This window comes from Bacillota bacterium LX-D (genome assembly GCA_031628995.1).
In the GTDB taxonomy this organism is placed as follows: domain Bacteria; phylum Bacillota; class DUOV01; order DUOV01; family Zhaonellaceae; genus JAVLUO01.
The window spans coordinates 1-19,831 of record JAVLUO010000019.1 but is presented as its reverse complement, the minus strand read 5'-3'; the positions used below and the strand labels follow the sequence as shown (position 1 = coordinate 19,831).

25 protein-coding genes and 4 pseudogenes are annotated in these 19,831 nt (G+C 45.6%); 7 read left to right on the top strand and 22 right to left on the bottom strand.

Going from position 1 to position 19,831, the window contains the following annotated elements:
- Positions 1 to 274: 274 nt before the first annotated feature.
- The 17 genes and pseudogenes from RDV78_11075 to RDV78_10995 all read right to left on the bottom strand — a co-directional run bounded on the left by RDV78_11075 (position 275) and on the right by RDV78_10995 (position 11,047).
- The gene (locus tag RDV78_11075; GenBank protein ID MDS1030972.1) at positions 275 to 730 is read right to left on the bottom strand and encodes a DUF3052 domain-containing protein; all 456 of its coding nucleotides are present in this window, start codon (positions 728 to 730) and stop codon (positions 275 to 277) included.
- A 491-nt stretch (positions 731 to 1,221) separates the two neighbouring features.
- Positions 1,222 to 1,584 carry a group II intron maturase-specific domain-containing protein gene (locus RDV78_11070; protein ID MDS1030971.1) on the bottom strand — a complete coding sequence of 121 codons (363 nt, stop codon included), beginning with the start codon at positions 1,582 to 1,584 and terminating at the stop codon, positions 1,222 to 1,224.
- A gap of 6 nt (positions 1,585 to 1,590) precedes the next feature.
- Positions 1,591 to 1,836 (bottom strand): annotated as a pseudogene (locus RDV78_11065) (reverse transcriptase domain-containing protein).
- A gap of 1,624 nt (positions 1,837 to 3,460) precedes the next feature.
- Positions 3,461 to 4,003, bottom strand: a complete 543-nt coding sequence (locus RDV78_11060; GenBank protein MDS1030970.1) for a carbonic anhydrase — start codon at positions 4,001 to 4,003, stop codon at positions 3,461 to 3,463.
- A 5-nt stretch (positions 4,004 to 4,008) separates the two neighbouring features.
- Positions 4,009 to 4,551 (bottom strand): pyridinium-3,5-bisthiocarboxylic acid mononucleotide nickel chelatase, encoded by a 543-nt coding sequence (larC, locus tag RDV78_11055; GenBank protein ID MDS1030969.1) that lies wholly within the window; start codon positions 4,549 to 4,551, stop codon positions 4,009 to 4,011.
- Positions 4,552 to 4,611: 60 nt separating this feature from the next.
- Entirely contained in the window at positions 4,612 to 4,965 is a 354-nt protein-coding gene (locus RDV78_11050) for a polymer-forming cytoskeletal protein (GenBank protein ID MDS1030968.1), read from the bottom strand.
- A 224-nt stretch (positions 4,966 to 5,189) separates the two neighbouring features.
- Complete coding sequence (locus RDV78_11045; GenBank protein ID MDS1030967.1) at positions 5,190 to 5,498, bottom strand: hypothetical protein; 309 nt, start codon at positions 5,496 to 5,498, stop codon at positions 5,190 to 5,192.
- Between the two features lie 428 nt (positions 5,499 to 5,926).
- Positions 5,927 to 6,166 (bottom strand): hypothetical protein, encoded by a 240-nt coding sequence (locus tag RDV78_11040; protein MDS1030966.1) that lies wholly within the window; start codon positions 6,164 to 6,166, stop codon positions 5,927 to 5,929.
- Between the two features lie 69 nt (positions 6,167 to 6,235).
- A complete protein-coding gene (locus RDV78_11035; protein ID MDS1030965.1) occupies positions 6,236 to 7,009 on the bottom strand; it encodes a MerR family transcriptional regulator in 774 nt (257 codons plus the stop codon).
- 58 nt (positions 7,010 to 7,067) lie between these two features.
- Positions 7,068 to 7,487 (bottom strand): phage tail tube protein, encoded by a 420-nt coding sequence (locus RDV78_11030; protein ID MDS1030964.1) that lies wholly within the window; start codon positions 7,485 to 7,487, stop codon positions 7,068 to 7,070.
- 44 nt (positions 7,488 to 7,531) lie between these two features.
- Positions 7,532 to 7,936 (bottom strand): DUF3168 domain-containing protein, encoded by a 405-nt coding sequence (locus tag RDV78_11025; protein ID MDS1030963.1) that lies wholly within the window; start codon positions 7,934 to 7,936, stop codon positions 7,532 to 7,534.
- A complete protein-coding gene (locus RDV78_11020) occupies positions 7,926 to 8,561 on the bottom strand; it encodes a phage major capsid protein (protein ID MDS1030962.1) in 636 nt (211 codons plus the stop codon). Before RDV78_11020 ends, RDV78_11025 begins: the two co-directional genes overlap by 11 nt.
- A 66-nt stretch (positions 8,562 to 8,627) precedes the next feature.
- Positions 8,628 to 8,813, bottom strand: coding sequence for a hypothetical protein (locus tag RDV78_11015; protein ID MDS1030961.1), 186 nt, complete (start codon positions 8,811 to 8,813; stop codon positions 8,628 to 8,630).
- A gap of 188 nt (positions 8,814 to 9,001) precedes the next feature.
- Entirely contained in the window at positions 9,002 to 9,619 is a 618-nt protein-coding gene (locus tag RDV78_11010) for an HK97 family phage prohead protease (protein MDS1030960.1), read from the bottom strand.
- On the bottom strand, positions 9,591 to 10,310 hold the full coding sequence (locus tag RDV78_11005; GenBank protein ID MDS1030959.1) for a phage portal protein: 720 nt from the start codon (positions 10,308 to 10,310) through the stop codon (positions 9,591 to 9,593). The genes RDV78_11010 and RDV78_11005 overlap by 29 nt, the downstream gene beginning before the upstream one ends.
- A 145-nt stretch (positions 10,311 to 10,455) precedes the next feature.
- On the bottom strand, positions 10,456 to 10,767 hold the full coding sequence (locus RDV78_11000) for a type II toxin-antitoxin system RelE/ParE family toxin (GenBank protein ID MDS1030958.1): 312 nt from the start codon (positions 10,765 to 10,767) through the stop codon (positions 10,456 to 10,458).
- Positions 10,760 to 11,047, bottom strand: coding sequence for a type II toxin-antitoxin system Phd/YefM family antitoxin (locus RDV78_10995; GenBank protein ID MDS1030957.1), 288 nt, complete (start codon positions 11,045 to 11,047; stop codon positions 10,760 to 10,762). The genes RDV78_11000 and RDV78_10995 overlap by 8 nt, the downstream gene beginning before the upstream one ends.
- 331 nt (positions 11,048 to 11,378) lie before the next feature.
- Between RDV78_10995 and RDV78_10990 the strand changes: the two genes are divergently transcribed.
- On the top strand, positions 11,379 to 11,849 hold the full coding sequence (locus tag RDV78_10990) for a hypothetical protein (protein MDS1030956.1): 471 nt from the start codon (positions 11,379 to 11,381) through the stop codon (positions 11,847 to 11,849).
- 1 nt (position 11,850) lies between these two features.
- On the opposite strand, the pseudogene RDV78_10985 reads toward RDV78_10990, so the two are convergent.
- Positions 11,851 to 12,837: pseudogene (locus RDV78_10985) on the bottom strand (hypothetical protein).
- Between the two features lie 296 nt (positions 12,838 to 13,133).
- On the opposite strand from RDV78_10985, the gene RDV78_10980 reads away from it, so the two are divergent.
- The 5 genes and pseudogenes from RDV78_10980 (at position 13,134) to RDV78_10960 (ending at position 16,746) form a co-directional block, all read left to right on the top strand.
- Positions 13,134 to 13,457 (top strand): DUF6431 domain-containing protein, encoded by a 324-nt coding sequence (locus tag RDV78_10980; protein MDS1030955.1) that lies wholly within the window; start codon positions 13,134 to 13,136, stop codon positions 13,455 to 13,457.
- A gap of 221 nt (positions 13,458 to 13,678) precedes the next feature.
- A pseudogene (locus tag RDV78_10975) lies at positions 13,679 to 14,644 on the top strand (Mu transposase C-terminal domain-containing protein).
- 196 nt (positions 14,645 to 14,840) lie between these two features.
- The gene (locus RDV78_10970) at positions 14,841 to 15,635 is read left to right on the top strand and encodes an AAA family ATPase (protein ID MDS1030954.1); all 795 of its coding nucleotides are present in this window, start codon (positions 14,841 to 14,843) and stop codon (positions 15,633 to 15,635) included.
- Between the two features lie 47 nt (positions 15,636 to 15,682).
- Complete coding sequence (locus RDV78_10965; protein ID MDS1030953.1) at positions 15,683 to 15,883, top strand: hypothetical protein; 201 nt, start codon at positions 15,683 to 15,685, stop codon at positions 15,881 to 15,883.
- 14 nt (positions 15,884 to 15,897) lie between these two features.
- Positions 15,898 to 16,746 (top strand): DDE-type integrase/transposase/recombinase, encoded by an 849-nt coding sequence (locus RDV78_10960; protein MDS1030952.1) that lies wholly within the window; start codon positions 15,898 to 15,900, stop codon positions 16,744 to 16,746.
- A gap of 242 nt (positions 16,747 to 16,988) precedes the next feature.
- Here the strand turns inward: RDV78_10960 and RDV78_10955 are convergent, their stop codons facing one another.
- From RDV78_10955 to RDV78_10940, 4 genes and pseudogenes are all read right to left on the bottom strand, one after another.
- The gene (locus RDV78_10955; protein ID MDS1030951.1) at positions 16,989 to 17,336 is read right to left on the bottom strand and encodes a hypothetical protein; all 348 of its coding nucleotides are present in this window, start codon (positions 17,334 to 17,336) and stop codon (positions 16,989 to 16,991) included.
- A gap of 30 nt (positions 17,337 to 17,366) precedes the next feature.
- A pseudogene (locus tag RDV78_10950) lies at positions 17,367 to 18,941 on the bottom strand (IS66 family transposase).
- Between the two features lie 49 nt (positions 18,942 to 18,990).
- Positions 18,991 to 19,350, bottom strand: coding sequence for an IS66 family insertion sequence element accessory protein TnpB (gene tnpB, locus RDV78_10945; GenBank protein ID MDS1030950.1), 360 nt, complete (start codon positions 19,348 to 19,350; stop codon positions 18,991 to 18,993).
- Positions 19,340 to 19,648: an IS66 family insertion sequence element accessory protein TnpB gene (locus tag RDV78_10940; protein ID MDS1030949.1), complete on the bottom strand. Its 309-nt coding sequence runs from the start codon at positions 19,646 to 19,648 to the stop codon at positions 19,340 to 19,342. Before RDV78_10940 ends, tnpB begins: the two co-directional genes overlap by 11 nt.
- Before the next feature lie 5 nt (positions 19,649 to 19,653).
- On the opposite strand from RDV78_10940, the gene RDV78_10935 reads away from it, so the two are divergent.
- Positions 19,654 to 19,831: diguanylate cyclase (locus RDV78_10935; protein ID MDS1030948.1), on the top strand; the 178-nt coding region annotated here is incomplete at its 3' end.

Sequence of the window (19,831 nt, the reverse complement as noted above, 5' to 3'; positions counted from 1 at the left end):
AGACGGAATCTCAATTAATACCGGCTTGTCCTTTGGCATATATAAGTCTTTGTATTCCTTTTTATAGTCAAATGCTTTTTCACTCATCTTAAAGCCTTCGCTTCCTTTCTCCACTTAAGCCCACCTCACTTAACTATTATCAGTCCGCATGTATTATGGAGCGGGACTGGTTTCCTCAAGGCTGGCGGCTTTGCCAAAGGTCAACGGCGTAGGAGCTTGTCCAGAGCGAAATAATACATGCGGGTTTTGTCTACAAGCTGAAATAAGTAAATACTTATTTACAGCTCTCCTTGCTTTTTATTCTTTCCTTACCTTTTTCGGAAGCAGCAGTTTTTCTTTTCATTGTTTTAATATGGTCTACATGTCTATAACGTATTGCTGACCAATTATCGTCAATAGATATCTGAGTCACAGGTTCAAATTCATAGGCTGCAAAAATGTCCCAAGCCTTTTCTCTATTGATGTCAGATTTATACTTTTTTGAAGTCCCCTTTGGGTAGCAAAGCCATAAATGCCCATCGGTTTCTAATGCCTCAATTAAATCCTTTGCTATGCTTTTGGTCTTGTATAAATCTATTTGAAAGACTTGAATAAATTTATATTTTCCATTTATCGTTGTGTGAATTTCTGCTGTTATTTCAGACAAAACATCTTTATATTCATCTGGTGCATTTAATATTAAAACCGGGTTTTGCGTTGTTAACCCTAACTTTTTTAAAACAGAGTTCATTGAGTACCCCCTCCAATTACTCTATTCTTGTAAGATCAATCGTACCATAAATTTAACAATATACAACTGATGCATAACAACCTGCTCTAACCAACTTTTAGCAAACATTGATAGCACCAAACAAGTATTGCTTCTGCGTTATTGTGTGAAGCTCGTTTTTTTATCGATATTTATGTCAGGGCATGCAACCGCCACTGAAGGTTATCAAGTGTCCGCCAAATAATGTGGGCATAAACACTTTTTGCCAATTCCGCCGCCACCCCCGTTTCTTTTGACTTCAAGGGTGACTCCTTCTTTTGAGGAAAAGTTAGGACCTTTGCTTCGGCTACGGCACTTAAAAAGGTAAAGTTGCCGGATAGATTTTAACTACTTAGATTGTGCAACTGTGGGGGTAGAGTGAAGAGCTGAAAATTTCAGCCCCTCCTCATCAAACCGTACGTGAGGTTTTCCCTCATACGGCTTTCCGATGTTCGTCATCCATGAGCTTTCGATTATGCAAGTTTTAACAGTCCATGCTTTTCTAACATCTCAGAGACTTGACGCAGGGCGCTGAACGCTTTGCGCCTTTTTGTTTTCTTGGCGTACCAGCGAGTAAATCGCTGAAGAATATACCAATCCAATTTGGTCATTTTCTTTGTGCTGTATGGAGTTCCATAATAATTCTTCCATCCACGTATTTTAGGATTTAGATATTCAATATGGGACTTCAGTGATTGCACTCGCGCTGCCGGCGGAGCTAATCGCTCCTTAATTACATCTCGGATGTGCTGCTCTGCCTTCGGCGTTAGCCATTGCTGGGTGGTATAATATGCTTTTCCTTGAGATGTCTCTGCTTTGGCGTGTCGATGGTGCATCCCTAGAAAGTCAAAGCCTTTTTCTCCCGTCCATAGCCCGACAAGTCTTGTTTTTGTTGGGTGAACGGTTAGTTCTAACCTTGCCATAATCTTGTGCATTAACTGAAATGCCCGCAGTGCATCCTTCCTAGTTTTGCAGACAATCACAAGAGCATCGGCGTATCGCGTTAGTTCTCCTAATCCTGTTCCATGTTTTTCCCACAAGGTATCAAAATAATTGAGATATATATTCGCTAATAACGGCGAAATGACCCCGCCTTCCCTCCGGCAGGTTGTGTTGTCCCGCCTTCCTCGGTACTATTACCTCCTCCGACTCCCTTCCTGCAGGACAACCATTTCACTTTTAGGCTTATAGGTTTCCTCTTTACAAGTTTCCTTGTGCAGGGGAGGGTCTCCCCAGTTCACTGCATTATCTTTGTTACCATACCGCTCTCTCTACGCCGGGAGGTTCTTCGATGCTGCTCCAAGTTCCTTACATCTTCCATGGCCTTCGTCCATATGCGCGAGACTCGGCTCCTCCTTTTCCCTCTTGCGAGGCCTTTTTGACGACGCGGCAAGATTCACTTAATGTTACGATCTGGCAACTTGCTTGCCCTTTCTCTGAAAGGTACTTTTGTCGATGCGCTTCTACGCAAAGATTTCTCCGTACGCATACATCCTAGCTACAGGGCGCCTTGGCGCTTACCCTGACCGGACTTTCACCGGTTAGACAATGCGTGCTTGGCTGGGCACGCCGCACGTAAAAACGCCCGATTTTCCGGGCGTTTCATCGTTCATTTCCTGCTATTTATCTGTTCTTTTCATGCCAAAAGGTAAACCTCGTAATCTGCCCTTGCAGATATTACAATAACCTTCAGGACATCCTTTTCCCTGACCAGTTATACACCGCTCAAAGGCCAAGCCTTTTCATCTTGATCTTAAGGTAACCCGCAATTCTTGTGCTGTTCCTGTTTCCCAGAGGTTTGCCGTATCCCCCTTCGTTCTGCGGCAAGGGGTTGCCTGAAGCTTTGTCTATGGCTTTCAGCACCTGCAACCGCTGACTGTGGTCAAGACGCTTCAAGTCCTCCACTGCTTCCTTTGCTTGAAAGCTGTCGCGGTATACAGGGCAAATGACCACCTCCTTGCCCGGCCCTGCAAAAAACTCCTCATCGCCCCATAGCTCTCCGCGCTGGCTGTAAACCCTTTGACCGTCGGCAGGTTTTCCTTCCAGCCTGCCTTTGAAAGGTGGTTATGGACAAAGTATCCAGTTCCAGTTCAGCTGACCAATTGAAGAAGCCGCCATGCTGTGCAACCATCAGATACTTCCCGCTGACTGTTACCTCATCGTCCAGTTCTAGAGGGGCTTCAAATACCACCACGCCGCCACAATTCTTAAGGATAAAACCGGCAGAAACCACAACAGAGTTTACCTTGACAGTTACAGAGGTACTATAACAATGTTAATTCTTACGGGTTCTTTAGAGTCTTGTCATACTCTCCGATATTCCGCAGCAAAATACCGTCCTCGGTGTATTGCCATGTTAAACGAATATACATGGTGACACTTGCCTCAAAGATGTTGTCCGGTCCCTGAATCTTCGTAATTGGGCAAGGTCTCGCAACTTTCGTTGATTCGTGATAGGCCGGGTTTACATCGAACCGATTGTCGACCCTATCCACGGCATCGCTCCCGCTCGCGACTCCCCTTACAGCAGTTATTTAAGATTACACGGACTGACTTACTTCAATATATGATTACATGCAGAATGGTCACAAGATTACCTGAGAATCTATTATCCTAGCTCTTCCGGTAAGATGACAGCATATGTTGAAAAGGAAAACCACGGGCGTGAATAGTCTAAGCCTAAGGTTGCTGTTGACCGCATTTACTTCTCAACTAAGATTCTTTAATAAGATAAATTTGATTATCTTCTATTTTATAGAATAATGGTGCAACTAATATTTTAGGATACTTGGCTTGTAATCTTCTAGCTTCACTTAATACGAAATCTATTTCATTTTCGATTTCGAACATTGGAGCAAAATTCCTAAAGTGCTCTTCGGCCGATTCCTGATTCCATCCTCCACGTTCAACTAGTCCTTTTATAAATTGTTCTTTTTTAGAAAAAAGGTTTACCATACCACAATTATTGTGTCCTATTAAAGCTATCGCCTTTACTCCCCCAATAGCAACAGCATACGATATTTTAAACTCACTATAGCGTAAATTTCCCCCACCACTCCGAATGATATACGCAAAATTATCGGGAATATGAAGATGTTTACGATTATCCATACACATTCCAATTAACAACTCGGCTTTTGCGTATGAATCGAATTCACGATTAAGATTATGATATTCTAAAAGACGCCCAATCGGGGTTTCTCTATATTTTAGAAAAATATCTTCTTTTGTGGATACTTTAACCAATCTATTCATAGTAATTACTCCTTTCTAATTACGGTCTTTTCTACCAACGTCTCAGTTCTAGAATCTCCCTTACTCCGGTTGGTAGGTGACAAAGTAGTACGATCTTTTTGTCCTAACTGGTGATAAGCTTCGTATTTGATAGTATCGTAAACTTCTTTGAGTGGCATTTGAAGCTCTTCTGCAATTTTACGACAATCCTCATATTCTGGGGCCACATTACGCAGGTTATCCTGATGACGGGCCACTTTCACCTTAGCTGGACCTAGTTTGGTTTGCACAGTAATTATTTCATAAGGCAGCATATACTTGGTCACTGGATAAACCCTGACTCCGATTGAAGTGGTTTCGGCAAACACCTGATGATAGAACTTTTCCAATTGACCGGGATGAATTAATAAACTTAAAACAATACCAGGCCGGTTTTTTTTCATCTGGATTTTCCGCAAGAAAACATCCATCGCTCCGGCTTGAAGAAACTTGTTGATCAAGTAATCATAAAATTCCGGGTTCATATCATCAATATTAGCTTCCATCATCAAGGCTTCTCCTTGATGCACCTCACCCTCAACAGTCTCAGCGGTAGCACTGCCATTAATGCTAACCACACCTTCAAATCGTTAACCACCAAACAGGCACGAGAAAACTTTATTGCAAGTAGCACTGCCATTAATGCTAACCACACCTTCAAATCTGGCTTTTTCAACTTCTACATTGCCGCCGATATTTGCATGACCGTTGACTTTAAATTCATCTGATTGCAAATCGCCTTTAATTCCGCACTTCCCACTGATTTTTCCTGTTTTAGTTTTCACGCTGCCTTCCACGCTTCCTACTCCACTTATTATAAAGTCGCTGCAGTCTACATCTCCGTTGATTTTTCCCTGACCGTTAATAAGAACATTGTTAAAAGCGCCTCCCGATGCACTGCCTACTCCTGAGATTATCAAGTCGTATCTTTTTTGATTTTCCATAATTCTTTCCTCCAATCTTTTTTTCTAGATACAAAATTAATATTTCATAACATTGTTTCGTTGTAATTTAGTTTATTAGCTTATTTTGCAATAATTGTACTTTGATATTGTAACATAACACTGTTATATGATAAAGAAAAAATCTGATAGAATAGTGCATCCCAGGCATATAACCTTCAGCTTCCTTCTTTTCAATGCTTTGACCCCCCTTCAGGTCATGCAGGTTAACTCTGTTTGATCCGGAGGGCAAGTAAAAAAACTACATGAGGCTTATCGTTGCTATCTATAAGCACGATAATGTCAGCTTCCACATAGCTCCCTGGCAAGGCTGGCAAGGTTTCAACCGGGCTCCACGCATCAGAAGCATAAACGCAATATTTAATTTTATTGTTAGTGTTATCATTGGCGACTACATGGACGGCACCGGTACTATCCACCGCCATATTTGGATATGCAAAGCTCACACCGGCAAGCGGTGTAAAGGGGAAACCAGTATCCTCCCATTTTGCATAAACTCCCAGGCTGTGCTCCAATCGCCGCGCAAGAGAGCGATAATCAAACCGATAATATTCACCACGATATTTACTGCATTGATAACCGCCTGGATAAAGGGACCGAGGGCCTGGATCTTGGTTTGACTTGTTCAGGCTTCCTTCTGTATCTTGGCTTCAGCACTGTTTCCAGCCTGGGCAGCTTCTTCTGCCTTGCTAAGGCTTCGATGTGCAAAGCCATATACAAAAACTCCTGTAGCCTCTTTGTTTCCTTATCCGCATGACCCTCCACCATAAGGTTAAACTCATGCGGCGTCAGTTCCCAGAACTCCCAGGGCTTTAAGCCAAGAGGGCCGACAGCAGTGCTGAAGAGGCCTGTCCCAGTCCCAGTCTTCTCCGCCTTTGCTGCCGCCCTCTTGGCGTTTTTTACCTCCCGAAAGCCTCTGTCATGGCTTCACCCAGCTTCTCAGCTACGGTGTTGATATCGAAAACTCGTCAATCAGTTCTCCTACCTTTTCAGAGGACAGGTTTTTGTCCTCGTGAAACAGACCGGCATAAATGATGGTACGCAGGTCCTTGATACTGATGTTCTCAAGGTCGAGTTTGCTGATGGGCCTGCCAACCATTTCCTCAATTTTTACAAGCGCGTTCATCCCGTATCTTAAGTTTCTCAGCCTGTCCAGTTCAATCGTTACGCTCTGCTTTGCCATTTTTTTATCCCTCCATTCCAACAAAAAACGCCCGATAAGAATCGGACGTCATGAATAATTTTATTAAGCTTATTTTGTGTTATTAATACAGTAGTACTGAATCGCATCATTCACAAAAACAGCCAGACCATCTGCATATTTGTCATAATTAGCTTTAAAACGCTCATCTGCAACATACATCTCTCCCAAACCACTCAGAATATCCAGGGTACAATTATAAAAATTGTCGGTGATGATTTGCTGGCTTTCCTTAACCAGTCTTTGCATCTCATCGCTTTCAGGAGATACACCCTGTTTGAATAATTCAGCCATCTTTTCAATATTCGATTGCTGAATCTCATGAATTCTTTTCCAATCCTCTTCTGTATATCTCGATGTTTTGGCCTGTGATTCTTTGTATGCGTCGGTTTCGCCCCAACGCTGTTTTACTTCCTCGGCATATTTGTTTTTGTGTTCAATTATCCGGCTCATATCAAACTCCTTGAACATCTCTTTCTTGTCCATATTGACACTTCCTTCAATGGTTTTTGAGGTTTTTATGGCAAGTTCAGCCAAAGATTTCAGCCTCTCAGCTTTCTGGTTCAACAGCTCTGCCTGCTTAATGAGAGCCTGCTTCCGGTCATATTGTGAACTCGTTACGATATCCTTTATTTGCTCCAGGGAAAAGTCCAGTTCCCTCAGAAACATGATTTGCTGTAAAAGTTCTATATTGCCGTCATCATATAACCGGTAACCTGCTTCGGTCATACCTGCAGGCTTCAATAACCCAATCCTGTCGTAAAACCTCAGTGCCCTTATTGTTACGCCTGTCATTTCAGAAACCTGTTTTACTGTATATGCCATTCACTCACCTCCCAAAGCCAGTATAAAGGGTGACGCAACGTCAGTGCCAATACTTATTTTATCCTTCTCTGAAAAATAATTCTCCAACTCCCTGTATCTCAATTGTTTCATTAATTACATCATTCACTGCCGCTTCAAGGCTGTCGGAATTGATAATGCCAAAACCCTCATACCGCTGTTTGGAAGCTGTCGCATCGGTATAAAAGGAAGAAATAAACGCTTCGCCGCTATAATAGTGAGCCGCATCTACATAAAGCTTAAGGCTTACTGTCGCACCGCTCAAATAGGCATCCTGCAGAGCCTTCTGTCCTTGTGCATCCACAGCTACATTCCAGCTGCCTTCTGCGCTTGCCGACCACTCCTTGAGTCCGGCGATGAAGTTTTTCCATTCATCCCCCAACGCTGTAGTTTCTATTGTGTCCAGTCCTAGGTCCAACGACCAGTTCTTTATCTCAGTAACATTGCTGGTTCCCACCATAAGCTTTCCACTTTTTCCTGTAATGCCATTGTTATCAACCTCCTTTAAACCTGCTCTGAATAATAAAACTGAAAGTCCATATTGATGTAGAACGTGCCTGTGTCAGACTCATAGCCCTCTGCTTCACCCTCCAGCAGCACTGCACCAACAGCGACACCATCTGTACCGCCCATAAGTCCTGAATGGGTTCTGCAGCAAAGCCTGACCTGCTCGGCAGCAGCCTTGCACTGGGCATAATTTTCCGCCCAGCAGGACAGCTGGTATACCGGCCTTGTAAAGCCTGTATCTCCCTGCAGCTTATGCAGCCTTTCTCCTGAAATTTTCTGATAGGTTACAGCCGGAAGAACAGCCTTCTGCGGCAGGATAAGCGGGTAAATCCTTTCATCCACAAGGCTCTTCAACCCTGTAAAAGCCTTAAGGTGAGCGAATAATGCCTCCTCAAACCGCATTTATCAGTGTCGCATAAGGTGCTTCCGAAAGTCCACCTGCCGGGATATATACCGGCACATCACCGATTTTCACTGTAAATAAGAGCGGCTCAATCTCCTGATTGATATACCACACAGCATTTGTCCTACTTCTGCCCCAGAATCTTGACCACATGTTGAATAGGTTGTCTACTTTTAAGAGCTCAGTCTGCCCGCTTTCCTTCGGTACCTTCACCAAGGCATCGCTATTCAGAATGCCAAGGGGCTGCCCGGTACCGGTACCTGTCAGGATGGCATCGTCTATCTTAAAGCCGAATTCCTCCGCAAAGCCCTGACGGAGCACACTCTCAAGGGCTGCCGCATCCTGTAAGAGTTCATCAGTTGCGTAGCAAAAGCCGGTCAATTTTTTAAGGGACAAATCCATCACCCTAAATTTGGGCTTTGACGCGATAAGCTGGTCGGCTTCATTTTCCCAGTAGGTCTGAATGCCGCCCCAGCGGGCGCCGTTCGCCCTGCTGGATTCGTCCACGCCATTGATTTTCAGCCCGTTAGCATTAGTGGAAAGCGGAATCTTACTGACTCTTGAAGCAAGAACCCCCGTCTCATAGGTACGCTTTAAAAGCTCGGTGACAAACTCCTGCTGCACCAGAAAACCGCCGTCAGAGGCACACTCTCGGAAAGCCCGCTGGCAGCTCTTGTGGTAAGTCTTGGGTCAATGCGGCCATCTGGCGCTGCCGCCCTGTACACAGCCAACATCTGCTCGCCGAAGCTTGCAAAGAGCTGCTCTCCTAAAGCTACCGCCGCCTTGGGATTGGGCCTTGCAGGCTCCATGTCCCTTTCCTCCGGCTGCTCCTCTTCCTCCATCAGTGCCCTGGTGCGCACAATTGTGTCGTCCCACCTTTTCATTTCCTCCTCAAACTGCCTAACCTGCTTTTCCTCTTCCTCAGTTAAAAAGCGGCCTTCAGCCTGAGCCTTCTCAAGGATGGCAAGGGCCTTAAGCCTTGCATCCTCTTTAGTGCTTCCATTTCTTTAATTTTGTTCATGTTTAGAATACCTCCTGTCAAAGTAGTTCTATTTTCCGTTTTATCAGTTCCAACCGCTGCCTTGCGCGGGACTCTGCCGCCTCGGACAATCCTTTAAATGCCTCTCATAGCTTAAAAGCGCGTCCCTAACACCGACATCTGTCTGAGGGTATGCCGGAAAGGTTACCGGAGAAACATCAAAAAGCTTTACCTTGTGAAGCTCCCTGATATCCCCACCGTCCTCGGTACCCCAGCGGTCCTCAATAACTAAAAAACCGAGGGACATTTGCGAAATGTCTCCTCGGTCTATGCTGACTAACAAATCTTTTGCCCACTGCGTTTCCGGAGGTGTTATCCTTACCAGCAGCCCCTTTTGCGTTTCCTTGAGTTCAAGGGTGCCTAAACGGTTCCTGCCCAGCACATAATTGGGGTCATGGTTAAACAGCGCCCGGATGTCATCCACCTGGATAGTCTCCTTGAAAACTCCCGGCATTACTTTTTCCCGGAAGGGAAACATGCCGCCAAGCTCCTCCGACCACCGGTTGAAAACAGCGGCATGTCCTTCGATGATGGGCTTTGTCGCTTCTTCATCACCCTCGCTAAGTACCCTGAGCTCCGTCATGGATACCGTTCTTCTCTCCAGCTGCGCTGGCTCAGCCTGTCTTCTTTTCTGTTTGTCCATTTAAGTTCTCACCTCCCTCTGTTTTACTGCCCACCAGAGAGACTGGCAGCATATTGCCTCTAAGAAGGCCATCGACGGTGAACTTGGGGAAATATATTTTTCTCTCCCCTTCCCTCAAAAGGCATTTTGTAATGGCTTGTTCCCAGCGAACCAGCCAGGGCCTGATGGTGTGGACGACAAAATCCAGGGATTGATGCTCTACATTGCTGAAAGTGGCTCGGGACAAGTCCCCCACCAGGTGAGGCGGTACCCGGAAAATGCGGCAGATTTCATTAAGCTGAAACTGCTCTCCGCTTTCCAAGTCTCTCTCCACCGACATCCGGTCAGGTAACAGGGGCCAGAGCTCGGCCACATTCCCCTTGCTGTCCCTTATTACCTGAGCATAGGCGTTCCCCCATAAAAGAAGGTGGCTCATCAGGGTTTCCCGGAAGGTGAAACTGGTCATCTCCGGATTGGGCAAGTCGTGTAGAAGAAAGTACAAAGGGTGGTAGGTTGCTTTTTCTTTGCCCCGGTCAAGCCTCTTATATAACGGCAGGGGGAGGCTGGCCACCGTTTCAGCCAAGACCCTCACACAGGCATAGACCGCTGTGGAGGTCATGGCATTGTATTCACTGACGTTTACACCGGCATTGGACTGGATTCCGATATCTTCACCCAGTAAAAAAGCCCTGATTTTGGCATCAAGGCTTATGGTTCTTCGTTCTATTAATTTTGAGAGAAAAGGTATGCGCAAGGCTTCACCTCCCTTTTTCGGGCATGGAAAAAGCACCTCCGAAGAAGTGCTAATAAAAATACAGGTTTATTAATATTTGCCTTTTTTATGGTTTTAGTATTTTTTATTTGATCAATTTTGTCAAATCCATCTTTGCATATATTACGCGATGGACTTCAACTATTTTCTCCTCTTCCCGAACAACGTAAAAAACAGCATAATTTTTCACAATCAGCATTCGATAATCTTCTACCAAAGGCTTTATAGGGCGGTATATCTTGTGTGCATAAGGAAAATCCCTTAACAGGGAGATAGAATGCTCTAATGCATCCAGCAAATCCATTGCCGCCTTTGGCGCATTTAACTGGTCGGATATATACAGGATAATGTCCGTTATATCCTGTTTGGCTATCGGAAGGTAAATGATTTCATACATTCCCGCCGTCTGCCTTTTCCTGCAAAGTTTGCCTCAAACTGTCGAAGACCTCTTTATGGGAAAAGCGCTGATTGGTTTGTTTTGCTTGCAGTTCCGCTTCCTTCAATTTGAAATACACTTCACTTTCAAATTGTAGCTTTTCATAGGCTTCAAAGCTCATCACAACCATATCTCCATACCCATTTTTTGTAAGAAAAACAGGCTCGGAAGTTTCGTGGACAACCCTTGAAATCTCTGCGAAATTATTTCGCAAATCCGATACCGGCCTGATCTGTGGCATAGAATAACACCTCCACATTTAGTTTAGCATAATTTTATCATAATTATGCTAAATAATCAAGACGCACGTTTGAATCTTGATAATAGTATCTCCAGCATATCCTTTTGCGCTTTGGGGGAGATTTTAAGATTAGCTATTCGTTACCCCCAGGGATACTTCTAGTTCATCAATGCTAGTTCTCAAATTTTCACTTCAAAATATCCCATAAATGCAACACGCTCCTAAAAATAAAAAATGAGCATTGACTTATTATACTTATTAGCGATATGCTGTAAGTGTTAAGTGGTGTTAGTGTTTAACGTAAAACGTAATATTGTGAAAGGAGGACATCATGAATTATACTGACATTGAGACTATTGTTAGGGAAGAACTACAGGAAGCCGAGGCTCGCATTTTAGCAAGACTGCGCGGAGACGATAATGCCAAAATGAGCACTGAGGGATCTCTACAGGATTCTGCCTTTGTACCGAAAACTCCGCTGCCAGATAACGAGAATTATGCAATGGCACTGGAACTCTATAAGAGCGGTGAAACACATTCAGGGGTTGCTCGTAAGCTTGGTGTCAGCATCAATGCGGCCAAAAAATATTACAACTGGCTAGTGAAGCATGGATACCTTCCCATTGTAAAAGCTAAACTGTCAGATGCGGAGCAGAAGGTTGTAGATTGTATTTTTAATCGCAAGATGTCTTTGAGGGAAACCGCTCAAGAACTCAATTGTTCCGTTACAAATGTAGTATATCGTAGGGACAGCGCTTTGAGAAAAGGATACGATCCTGATAAAGACATTGATAACTTATAAGCTATAGTACAAGTAACCCTCTTGAATCATAAACCGAACCGCTGCCTTCATGTCTTAGTGCTCTGTCCAAGGCCATAATTAAAGCAACAGCACCGTCAATCCGCTCGGTGCTTTTTTCTTTGTCCGGCTTGATATTGCCTGCCGGGTCGGTTTTAACATAGATATTGTCCATCATCCAGCGCAGCACCGGGTTTCCTCCATGGGCGATTTTCCCTTCCAGTACAAGCTTCATAAGTTCCTTGGTGAGCGGTGACATATCCTTATACCCTTGTCCGAAGGGCACTACCGTAAAGCCCATGCCCTCAAGGTTTTGCACCATCTGGACCGCTCCCCAGCGATCAAAGGCAATTTCTTTGATATTATATTGGGTGCCGAGTTCCTCAATAAAGGTCTCGATAAAGCCGTAGTGCACTACATTACCCTCAGTGGTTTTAAGATACCCTTGTCTTTCCCACACATCATAGGGCACATGGTCCCGCCGCAACCGAATCTGAAGGTTCTCCTCCGGAATCCAGAAAAAGGGCAGCACCTGATACTTGTCCTCCTCCGCCTCCGGTGAAAAAACCAGCACGAAGGCAGTTATGTCTGTCGTAGAGGATAAGTCTAAACCCCCGTAGCAAATTCACCCTTGGAGTTCGTCTGCATTAACGGGAAGGCTGCAGACCTCCCATTTGTCCATCTGCATCCACCTGACCGACTGCTTCACCCATTGGTTTAACCGAAGCTGCCGGAATAGGTTTTCCTCAGCTGGATTATCTTTAGCGCTGTTAAAGGCATCCCGTAGCTTTTCTATGTCCACCGTCACACCCAAGGACGGGTTAACTTTGTACCAGTTTCTTTCATCTGTCCAGTCGTCATCATCATCAATGCCGTAGATGACAGGATAAAAGGTAGGGTCGATTTTCCGCCCCTTTAAAATATCCTCAGCCTTTTGGTGGATCTCCCAGCAGATGCTGTTACGGTCAGTCCCTGCGGTAGTTATGAGGTAACAACAATTGTTTCTGCCCGCACTATTTGACCTTACCTTGCTCAGATTCAGTTGCCGTTTAGAAAAAGGATTTCTTCTTCTCTTGACGAAAAATAACAGAAAGAATCTGAACAAGGAGAAAAGGAAAAGCCTTCAAGTAAGGTTAAACGAGCTGGCACTCTCCCTTACTGAAGGCTTTCCCACATTCCGTCGCCTTGATTGTAACGTATTTAGGCACTTCAGTAAAGGAGTATTTAGAAAAATATTTACATATTTTGGGGCAAAAACAGTGGTTTTGCCCTCTGTGTCAAACTAAAATGGCTGCTCACGGCCAGTATTTGCGCAAACTGATTACGGCAGATGAAACCGTAGCGAGAATTCCTATAGCACGCTTCCGTTGCGGTAACTGTCGCCGCACCCATGCCATCCTCCCCGATTTCATTTCTCCCTATCGTCATTATTCAATGGATATTATTGCACCGGCGGTAGAGGAAGTAGTTGATGATCAGGTACCGCCAGAACGGGTCCAAGGTGGGCAGGACATTCCCACCACCCGCCGGTGGTGCGTCGGTTTCTCAAGCGGTACAGTGAGGCCGTCGGCGTGCTGGAAAGCCTGGCTTTCCGATTATCAAAACGAATAGATTCACTCATCAAGGAAAATTGGCCTTCTCCCTGGCAACAGTTACGGGCCGCCTTAGATAAATTGCCTCCTATAGATTCTACGTCGGTATTGTGAGCGGTAAACATCTGGCTGACCATGGACGTGGTCGGCCTCTGGCTGTAACCAATTCCACATAGTTTAGGCTCCTGGCCATCATTAAATCGTGGTATGGTGGAAAAAACACCATATTTTAACAAGGAGATGGTCTGGATGTCAGAAGAGAAGTACACCCAACAGGATACTGCGCTTAAGCGCTTCGCCCTGATTGCTCCTTTGCTTGAACCGGATTTGGAAGCAGCGGAAAAGCGCCGGCGGCGAAATGAGATTCTGGCCCGTGGGGAGATTTCGTCGCGTACCCTGCGCCGTTACATTCAACTTTACCGACAACAGGGATTGTCCGGACTTATGTCAAAAGTCAGGTCCGACCAGGGAAACAGCCGGGCGATCGCCCCGGAGATTATCCGGGAGGCAGTTAAACTTAAGACTGAGCTACCCGAACGAAGTGTCAGCCAGGTTATCGAGATCCTGGAAGGGGAGCAGAAAACCCGGCCGGGAGAACTGGCCCGTTCTACCTTGAACAGACATCTGTCGCGCCTCGGCTTAACCAAGCCAGAAGCCAATCAAACCCTACCTGGTCACAGGCGCTTTCAAAAAGGAGAGCGGAACCGTCTGTGGCAGGCAGACATCAAATACGGGCCGTATTTACCCCATCCCGAAAACCCTAAACGAAAAGTCAGGACTTACCTGGTTGCCTTTATTGACGATGCCACTCGGCTTTTGTGCCACGGGGAGTTTTACCTCGACCAGAGGCTACCGGCCTTAGAAGATGCTTTCCGTAAAGCCATCTTGAAGCGGGGTGTTCCAGACGCCGTCATAGAAGAATTGAACTGCGCTCTGGCCGCCTGGCTGGACGGCTACTACCACCTGCGGGTACACGGCGGCACCGGTGAACCCCCCAAAGTCCGGTTGGCTGCCAGCCAGCGACAGCCCCGCCGCATCTCCTTTACAGAACTCATGGACATCTTCCTTTGGGAAGAAAAACGAAAAGTTGACAAGACCGGCTGTATTAAGGTTGATGGTAACCTCTACGAAGTGGACCTGGAGTTGGTGGGCCAGAAGGTACTTTTACGCTATGACCCCTTCGACCTCTCTTCTATTCAGGTCTGGTGTGGTAAAAAGCAATATGCTGATGCTATCCCCTTAAACCTGGTCCGTTCCCGTGACCGCCGGGTAAAACCAGAAGAGCCACAAAAGGTGGCACCGGACACAGAAGGAATTTCCTTCTTTCAGGCAGCAGAATATAAACGTAAAGAATCACTTGCCGGAGAGCCTCTGACCTATGCCCCCAAGGGAGGTAATATCCATGACTAAACCCTTTAGCCGCCAGATCGACCCTTCGGACCTGTACGAGTCTTTAGCCCACCGGGAAGCTCTGGCCCGCTTGCAACTTATGGTGGAAAACCGCTACCTGGGTCTTTTAACGGGCGAGGTGGGAAGCGGTAAGTCAACCCTTATCCGCCGCCTGTTTCAAAACCTTGATCCCGTGCGTTATCTCCCTATCTACATCTCCAGCGCCAGCCTCAAGCCTCGTGATTTCTACGGGGAACTCCTGCGGCATGTGGGAGAAGTGCCACCTTTTTCCCTGGCTAAGGCCAAACGCCTCTGGGCCGATGTGCTAGAGGCCAGGCAGGAACAGGCGGAAAAAGCTCTGGTCGTGGTGGTGCACGAGGCGCAAGAAATGAGTGAGGCCATGCTGGGGGAACTCCGGTTTGTGGTGAGCTACCAGATGGACTCTTGCTCCCTCTTTCCTCTGATCCTGGTGGGACAACCCGAACTGCGGCGGACCTTACGGCTCAAAAAGTATGAGGCCATTGCCCAAAGGATTACTCTGCAGTATCACCTGGGAGGGCTTAGCCCGGAGGAGACTGCTCATTACATCCGCCACCAGATGAAGACAGCCGGCATGGCTATCCCTGTTTTTTCCGAAAGTGCTATGGCCTTGGTCCATGCAACCAGTCAGGGCATCCCGCGTATCATTAACCAGATCTGCAGTCAGGCCCTTTATGACGCGGCCCAACGTGGTCACGAAGTAATCGAAGAATCCCATATTGCCAGAGTGCTGGCCGATTTTGATCGGCAGCGGGGAGTGGCCGGGTGACTGGCCCTCCTAAACTGTAAATGAATGGCGGCTGAATTCTCACTTAAGTGGCGTGTCGGCGGCTAAAGTCTTACGCCATTGGCGGTGAGAATCCTACCGTCAAAGTTCGTGAGCGGCAACACAAAGCCATGGAAAAACAGCTTAAAGAAGTAAGTACAGAAAATGACAGATTAAAACGTCTTCTTGCCGAGAAAGAACTACAATTGGCAATTCTAAAGGATTTGATGAATTGTAAAAACCCTCGGTAACCGGCAGAGTTGCCATTGCTAAGAGGTGGATAGAAAAGGGATACAACGCAACTACTGTTCTCAACTCTGTCGGTCTAGCTACATCCACCTATTACTACAACATCACTAAAGAAAGCAAAGGGGAACAAACATCAACAAAAAAGCAGACGGGACGTAAAATACCAGGCTATTCACTGAACAAAAAGGGAGAAAAGATACCGGATGAACTTATCAAAGAATACCTTTGTGAGCTTATAGCGCTTTGCAAAGAACTTGATATTTTACGTCCCCAGCGAAAAATATATCCCAAACGTCCTAAGAAGCTCGCTAAACGAGAGAAAATAACTGGCCCTAATCAGCTTTGGCAAATGGATTTAAAGTATGGCTACATTGCCGGAACCAGTCAATTTTTCTTCCAACTATCAGCCATAGATGTATTTGATAGATCGATAGTAGGTTACCATGTAGGATTAAGCGCCACGGCAAAGGATGCCTGCAGGGTACTTATAAATGCCCTTAAAAAACGTAACTTAACTCCCGGTATGAAAATGCCGGTGATAAGAACAGACAATGGGCCCCAATTTATTGCTAAACTGTTTAAAGAAACTTGTGATAGATGGAATATAAAGCATGAAAGAATTCCTGTAAAAACACCTAATATGAATGCCTATATAGAGTCATTCCACTCTATTCTAGAAGATGAATGCTACAGCCGCCATGAATTTGACAGCTTTATGGAAGTATATGGGGCTATTAGTGAATACATTGATTACTACAACAATAGGCGTAGACATAGCAGTATAAAGTATATGGCTCCTAATGAGTTTTACAAAGCCTTTACAAAAGGGCAATTAGCTAACTCAGTCCAACCTCTTATCGCCTAATACTGTAATCCTACTAGCCAACCTCAGCTACAAATAAGCAGGCTTCCGCAATTGGTGTCAAGGGTGCGAAGCAGGCTTTAGCCCTTGCCCTTGACAGCATAAGGAAGGCAGCTAAAATTGGAGGAGGTTGGATAAGCAGTCGTTTTAAAACTATTGGATGGTATTATTTACCATTAGGTAGAAAATTATAGCTTCACTATTACTGAGAAAGAATCAAGTGGATATTCTCCAATTTTAGGGGGTCAGCCCGCTTCGTTATCGGTTATCGATTCAATATATTCTGATTTTGCAAGACCAGTTTCCTTAAGCATGGTAATAACAGCATTAATGTCATACTGTTGATCAATGTCGTTATATCTGTCTAATACCGACTTTAGTAGTTTGTTTAACCGTTCCTTATCTTCGTGCTTCGTTACAGCATATACTTCCTTATCAAATATCTCGGGATTCTTACGTAACAGTTGAATGATGCTGCCTAAACTCATGCTTAAAAAATATTCCGCAATTTGATTCAGGATGAATAGCAGCCTTATAAGCGGATCAGGGTTTTCATTGGTATTATCAATAAGTAAGCGTAAAATAAAGCCCACCTTGAAAGCAGGGCGGGCTTTGTGTAAATCTTATTTTTGAATGCGGCACTCTGACGGCAAAGCGCTCGACCAGGGAAGCAGTTCATCTATAGCGTTCTTATCTTGGATGTCAACGTTAGGCAGTTTTTCAAACAGATACTGAAGATAGTTAAATGGATTTAAAGCATTTTCCTTGGCTGATTCAACAATGCTATATATCGTTGCACTGGCTTTGGCTCCTTTGGGGGTGTTGGCAAACAGCCAATTTTTACGTCCGACGACAAACGGTTTAATCGAACGTTCACTGCGGTTATTGTCCAGTTCCAACTTTCCGTCTTGCAAGAAGGCCGTCAGCTTATCCCACTGACTGAGGCAGTAGCTAATAGCCTGCCCAAAAGCACTTTTCGGCAATACTCTTGGCTTTTGGAATTTTAGCCATGCCAAAAAAGCCTCCAGTATTGGACGGCTGCGCTCTAACCGAGTTTTGTATCTTTCCTCCGGTGTAGCATCGTGTATTTCACGCTCGATGGCAAAGAGTTGGTTGCAGAACTCCAATCCCTCTTTGGCAGCTACCGCTGTATTGCGCTTTTCCACCGGCAACGCTTTAAGCGCCTCATCAAACTTGCGCCGGGCATGGGCCCAACACCCAACTAAAGTGATGTCTGGCAGCCCATTATAGCCGGCATAGCCGTCGACGTGCAAATACCCCTTAAAGCCAGATAAAAACTGGCGGGGATGCTTGCTCGCCCGGGTCGTCTGGTAATCATAGAGGACTATTGCCGGTCCTTCCCGTCCGGTACGGTAAAGCCATAGGTAGGACGTACTTTCCGCCGGACGCCCTGGTTCACGCAATACTTGCAAGGTGCTCTCATCAGCGTGCAAGATATCTCGTTTTAGCAGATGCTGGTGCATCCTCTCATAAAGGGGATACAGCCATCGTTCTGCACCCTGGACCATCCAGTTGGCCAAAGTTTGACGGGATAGTTCTATACCCAGACGGGACAGCTGCTGCTCCTGACGGTACAGCGGCATGCCTTCCACATATTTTTGTGTCATGATGTAAGCCATAGCAGAAGGGGAAACTAAACTTCCCGACAATACAGGCGTAGGCATGGGGGCGGTTACGATAGGCGTTTGTATATTCTCCCGGTCACAGTGCCGGCAAGCGTAGACGTAACGTACATGTTTGACTACATAAGCCTGGGCAGGGATGATCTTAAGCTCTTGCCTTACCTCTGTACTCATTTCATGTAACGCTCCACCGCAGCAGGAACATACCTGTTCTTCGGGAGACAGGCGGTATTCGATGGTCTCTACCGGCAGGTTTTCCAACTGCGCCTCACGGTGCCCTTGTTTCTTGCGGCGACGATAGGTGATTTCCTCAATTGTGGGTTCTTTTGAGGATGGTTGAGCCTACGCTTCCGCCTCGTTAAAAAGCTGCTGTTGTTCTGGATTAGTTTTCTCGCTAGAAGTGCCAAACTGTCGATGTTGGTTCAGGTGGAACTGTTCCATAAACCAGTTTAACTTGGCGGTAAGTTCTGCGTTTTGCTGTTCCAGCAAAGCGCATCTATTTTGAAGTTCTTCGATGATTTTGGCTGTATTATTCATAAAGTTTTGATTCGACATAGGCTCTCTAAAAACCTTTAAAATCGAGACTTAAAGCCAAATAAAAAGGTTACAACACTGTCCGTGCAGTAACCTTAGGGTGAGCCTGACGTTGCTGAAGGGGTAGGCCGTCGAGTAACCAGCGTAACTCCCGGCGAGTAATCGTTGTGACAGCGGCTGTACTGTTTTTCTCCGGCCACTGGAATTTTCCTTTCTCCAGCCGCCGGTAATGAAGCCAAAAACCATTATGCTCCCACTGGAGGATCTTGAGCTTATCACGTTTTCGGTTACAGAACACAAAGAGGGCAGGAGAGAAAGGATCTAGTGCAAATCCCTCCTTGACCAAAACAGCTAAGCCATCAACGGACTTACGAAGGTCCGTGCTTCCGCAGGCCAGATAAACCCGTTCTAAGCTTGATTCACCTATCATTGTCAATTAACGCTTTCACAACGTCTACTAGTAATTTTGGATCAAACCCTGGCTTGACTTCTACAGCGACCTGGCCTACCCTTACTAACAAAGAAGTTTGAAAGCCTGCATCGCTAAGATCCAATGGCAACCATGATAATGTAGTCTCAGTGGATGTCTGTTTCTCTTTTCTAAGCCAGTACCTTAATTGATGGAGCTTTACGTTGTTGGCCACACACCATGCCGGTGCACTCTGGCCGCTCTCTTTAAATTCCGCTATCCTGACCGCCCAGACGTCTCGCAGTTCTGTTTTAGTCATGAAAAATCCTCCTTTATCAGCTCTATTTTGATAGAGTATCTCATAAAGAAGGACGGCGGGCTAGGTGGGAGCTATTTGACGCTTACGAAGAACTAACTTATGGCAATGAACCCATATCACTTTTGTTTATAGACATCGATTTTTTTAAAAAGGTTAATGATACCTATGGACACAAGGAAGGGG

Bases quoted from the DNA above. Each gene is read 5' to 3' on its own strand.
- RDV78_11035 (MDS1030965.1), bottom strand. From the start codon at position 7,009: ATGGCATATACAGTAAAACAGGTTTCTGAAATGACAGGCGTAACAATA.
- RDV78_11070 (MDS1030971.1), bottom strand. From the start codon at position 1,584: ATGCACCATCGACACGCCAAAGCAGAGACATCTCAAGGAAAAGCATAT.
- RDV78_11060 (MDS1030970.1), bottom strand. From the start codon at position 4,003: ATGAATAGATTGGTTAAAGTATCCACAAAAGAAGATATTTTTCTAAAA.
- RDV78_10990 (MDS1030956.1), top strand. From the start codon at position 11,379: ATGAATTATACTGACATTGAGACTATTGTTAGGGAAGAACTACAGGAA.
- RDV78_10995 (MDS1030957.1), bottom strand. From the start codon at position 11,047: ATGCCACAGATCAGGCCGGTATCGGATTTGCGAAATAATTTCGCAGAG.
- RDV78_10970 (MDS1030954.1), top strand. From the start codon at position 14,841: ATGACTAAACCCTTTAGCCGCCAGATCGACCCTTCGGACCTGTACGAG.
- RDV78_11000 (MDS1030958.1), bottom strand. From the start codon at position 10,767: ATGTATGAAATCATTTACCTTCCGATAGCCAAACAGGATATAACGGAC.
- RDV78_10940 (MDS1030949.1), bottom strand. From the start codon at position 19,648: ATGACTAAAACAGAACTGCGAGACGTCTGGGCGGTCAGGATAGCGGAA.
- RDV78_11030 (MDS1030964.1), bottom strand. From the start codon at position 7,487: ATGGTGGGAACCAGCAATGTTACTGAGATAAAGAACTGGTCGTTGGAC.
- RDV78_11075 (MDS1030972.1), bottom strand. From the start codon at position 730: ATGAACTCTGTTTTAAAAAAGTTAGGGTTAACAACGCAAAACCCGGTT.
- RDV78_11025 (MDS1030963.1), bottom strand. From the start codon at position 7,936: ATGCGGTTTGAGGAGGCATTATTCGCTCACCTTAAGGCTTTTACAGGG.
- tnpB (MDS1030950.1), bottom strand. From the start codon at position 19,350: ATGATAGGTGAATCAAGCTTAGAACGGGTTTATCTGGCCTGCGGAAGC.
- RDV78_10980 (MDS1030955.1), top strand. From the start codon at position 13,134: ATGGCTGCTCACGGCCAGTATTTGCGCAAACTGATTACGGCAGATGAA.
- RDV78_11040 (MDS1030966.1), bottom strand. From the start codon at position 6,166: ATGGCAAAGCAGAGCGTAACGATTGAACTGGACAGGCTGAGAAACTTA.
- RDV78_11010 (MDS1030960.1), bottom strand. From the start codon at position 9,619: ATGGACAAACAGAAAAGAAGACAGGCTGAGCCAGCGCAGCTGGAGAGA.
- RDV78_11050 (MDS1030968.1), bottom strand. From the start codon at position 4,965: ATGGAAAATCAAAAAAGATACGACTTGATAATCTCAGGAGTAGGCAGT.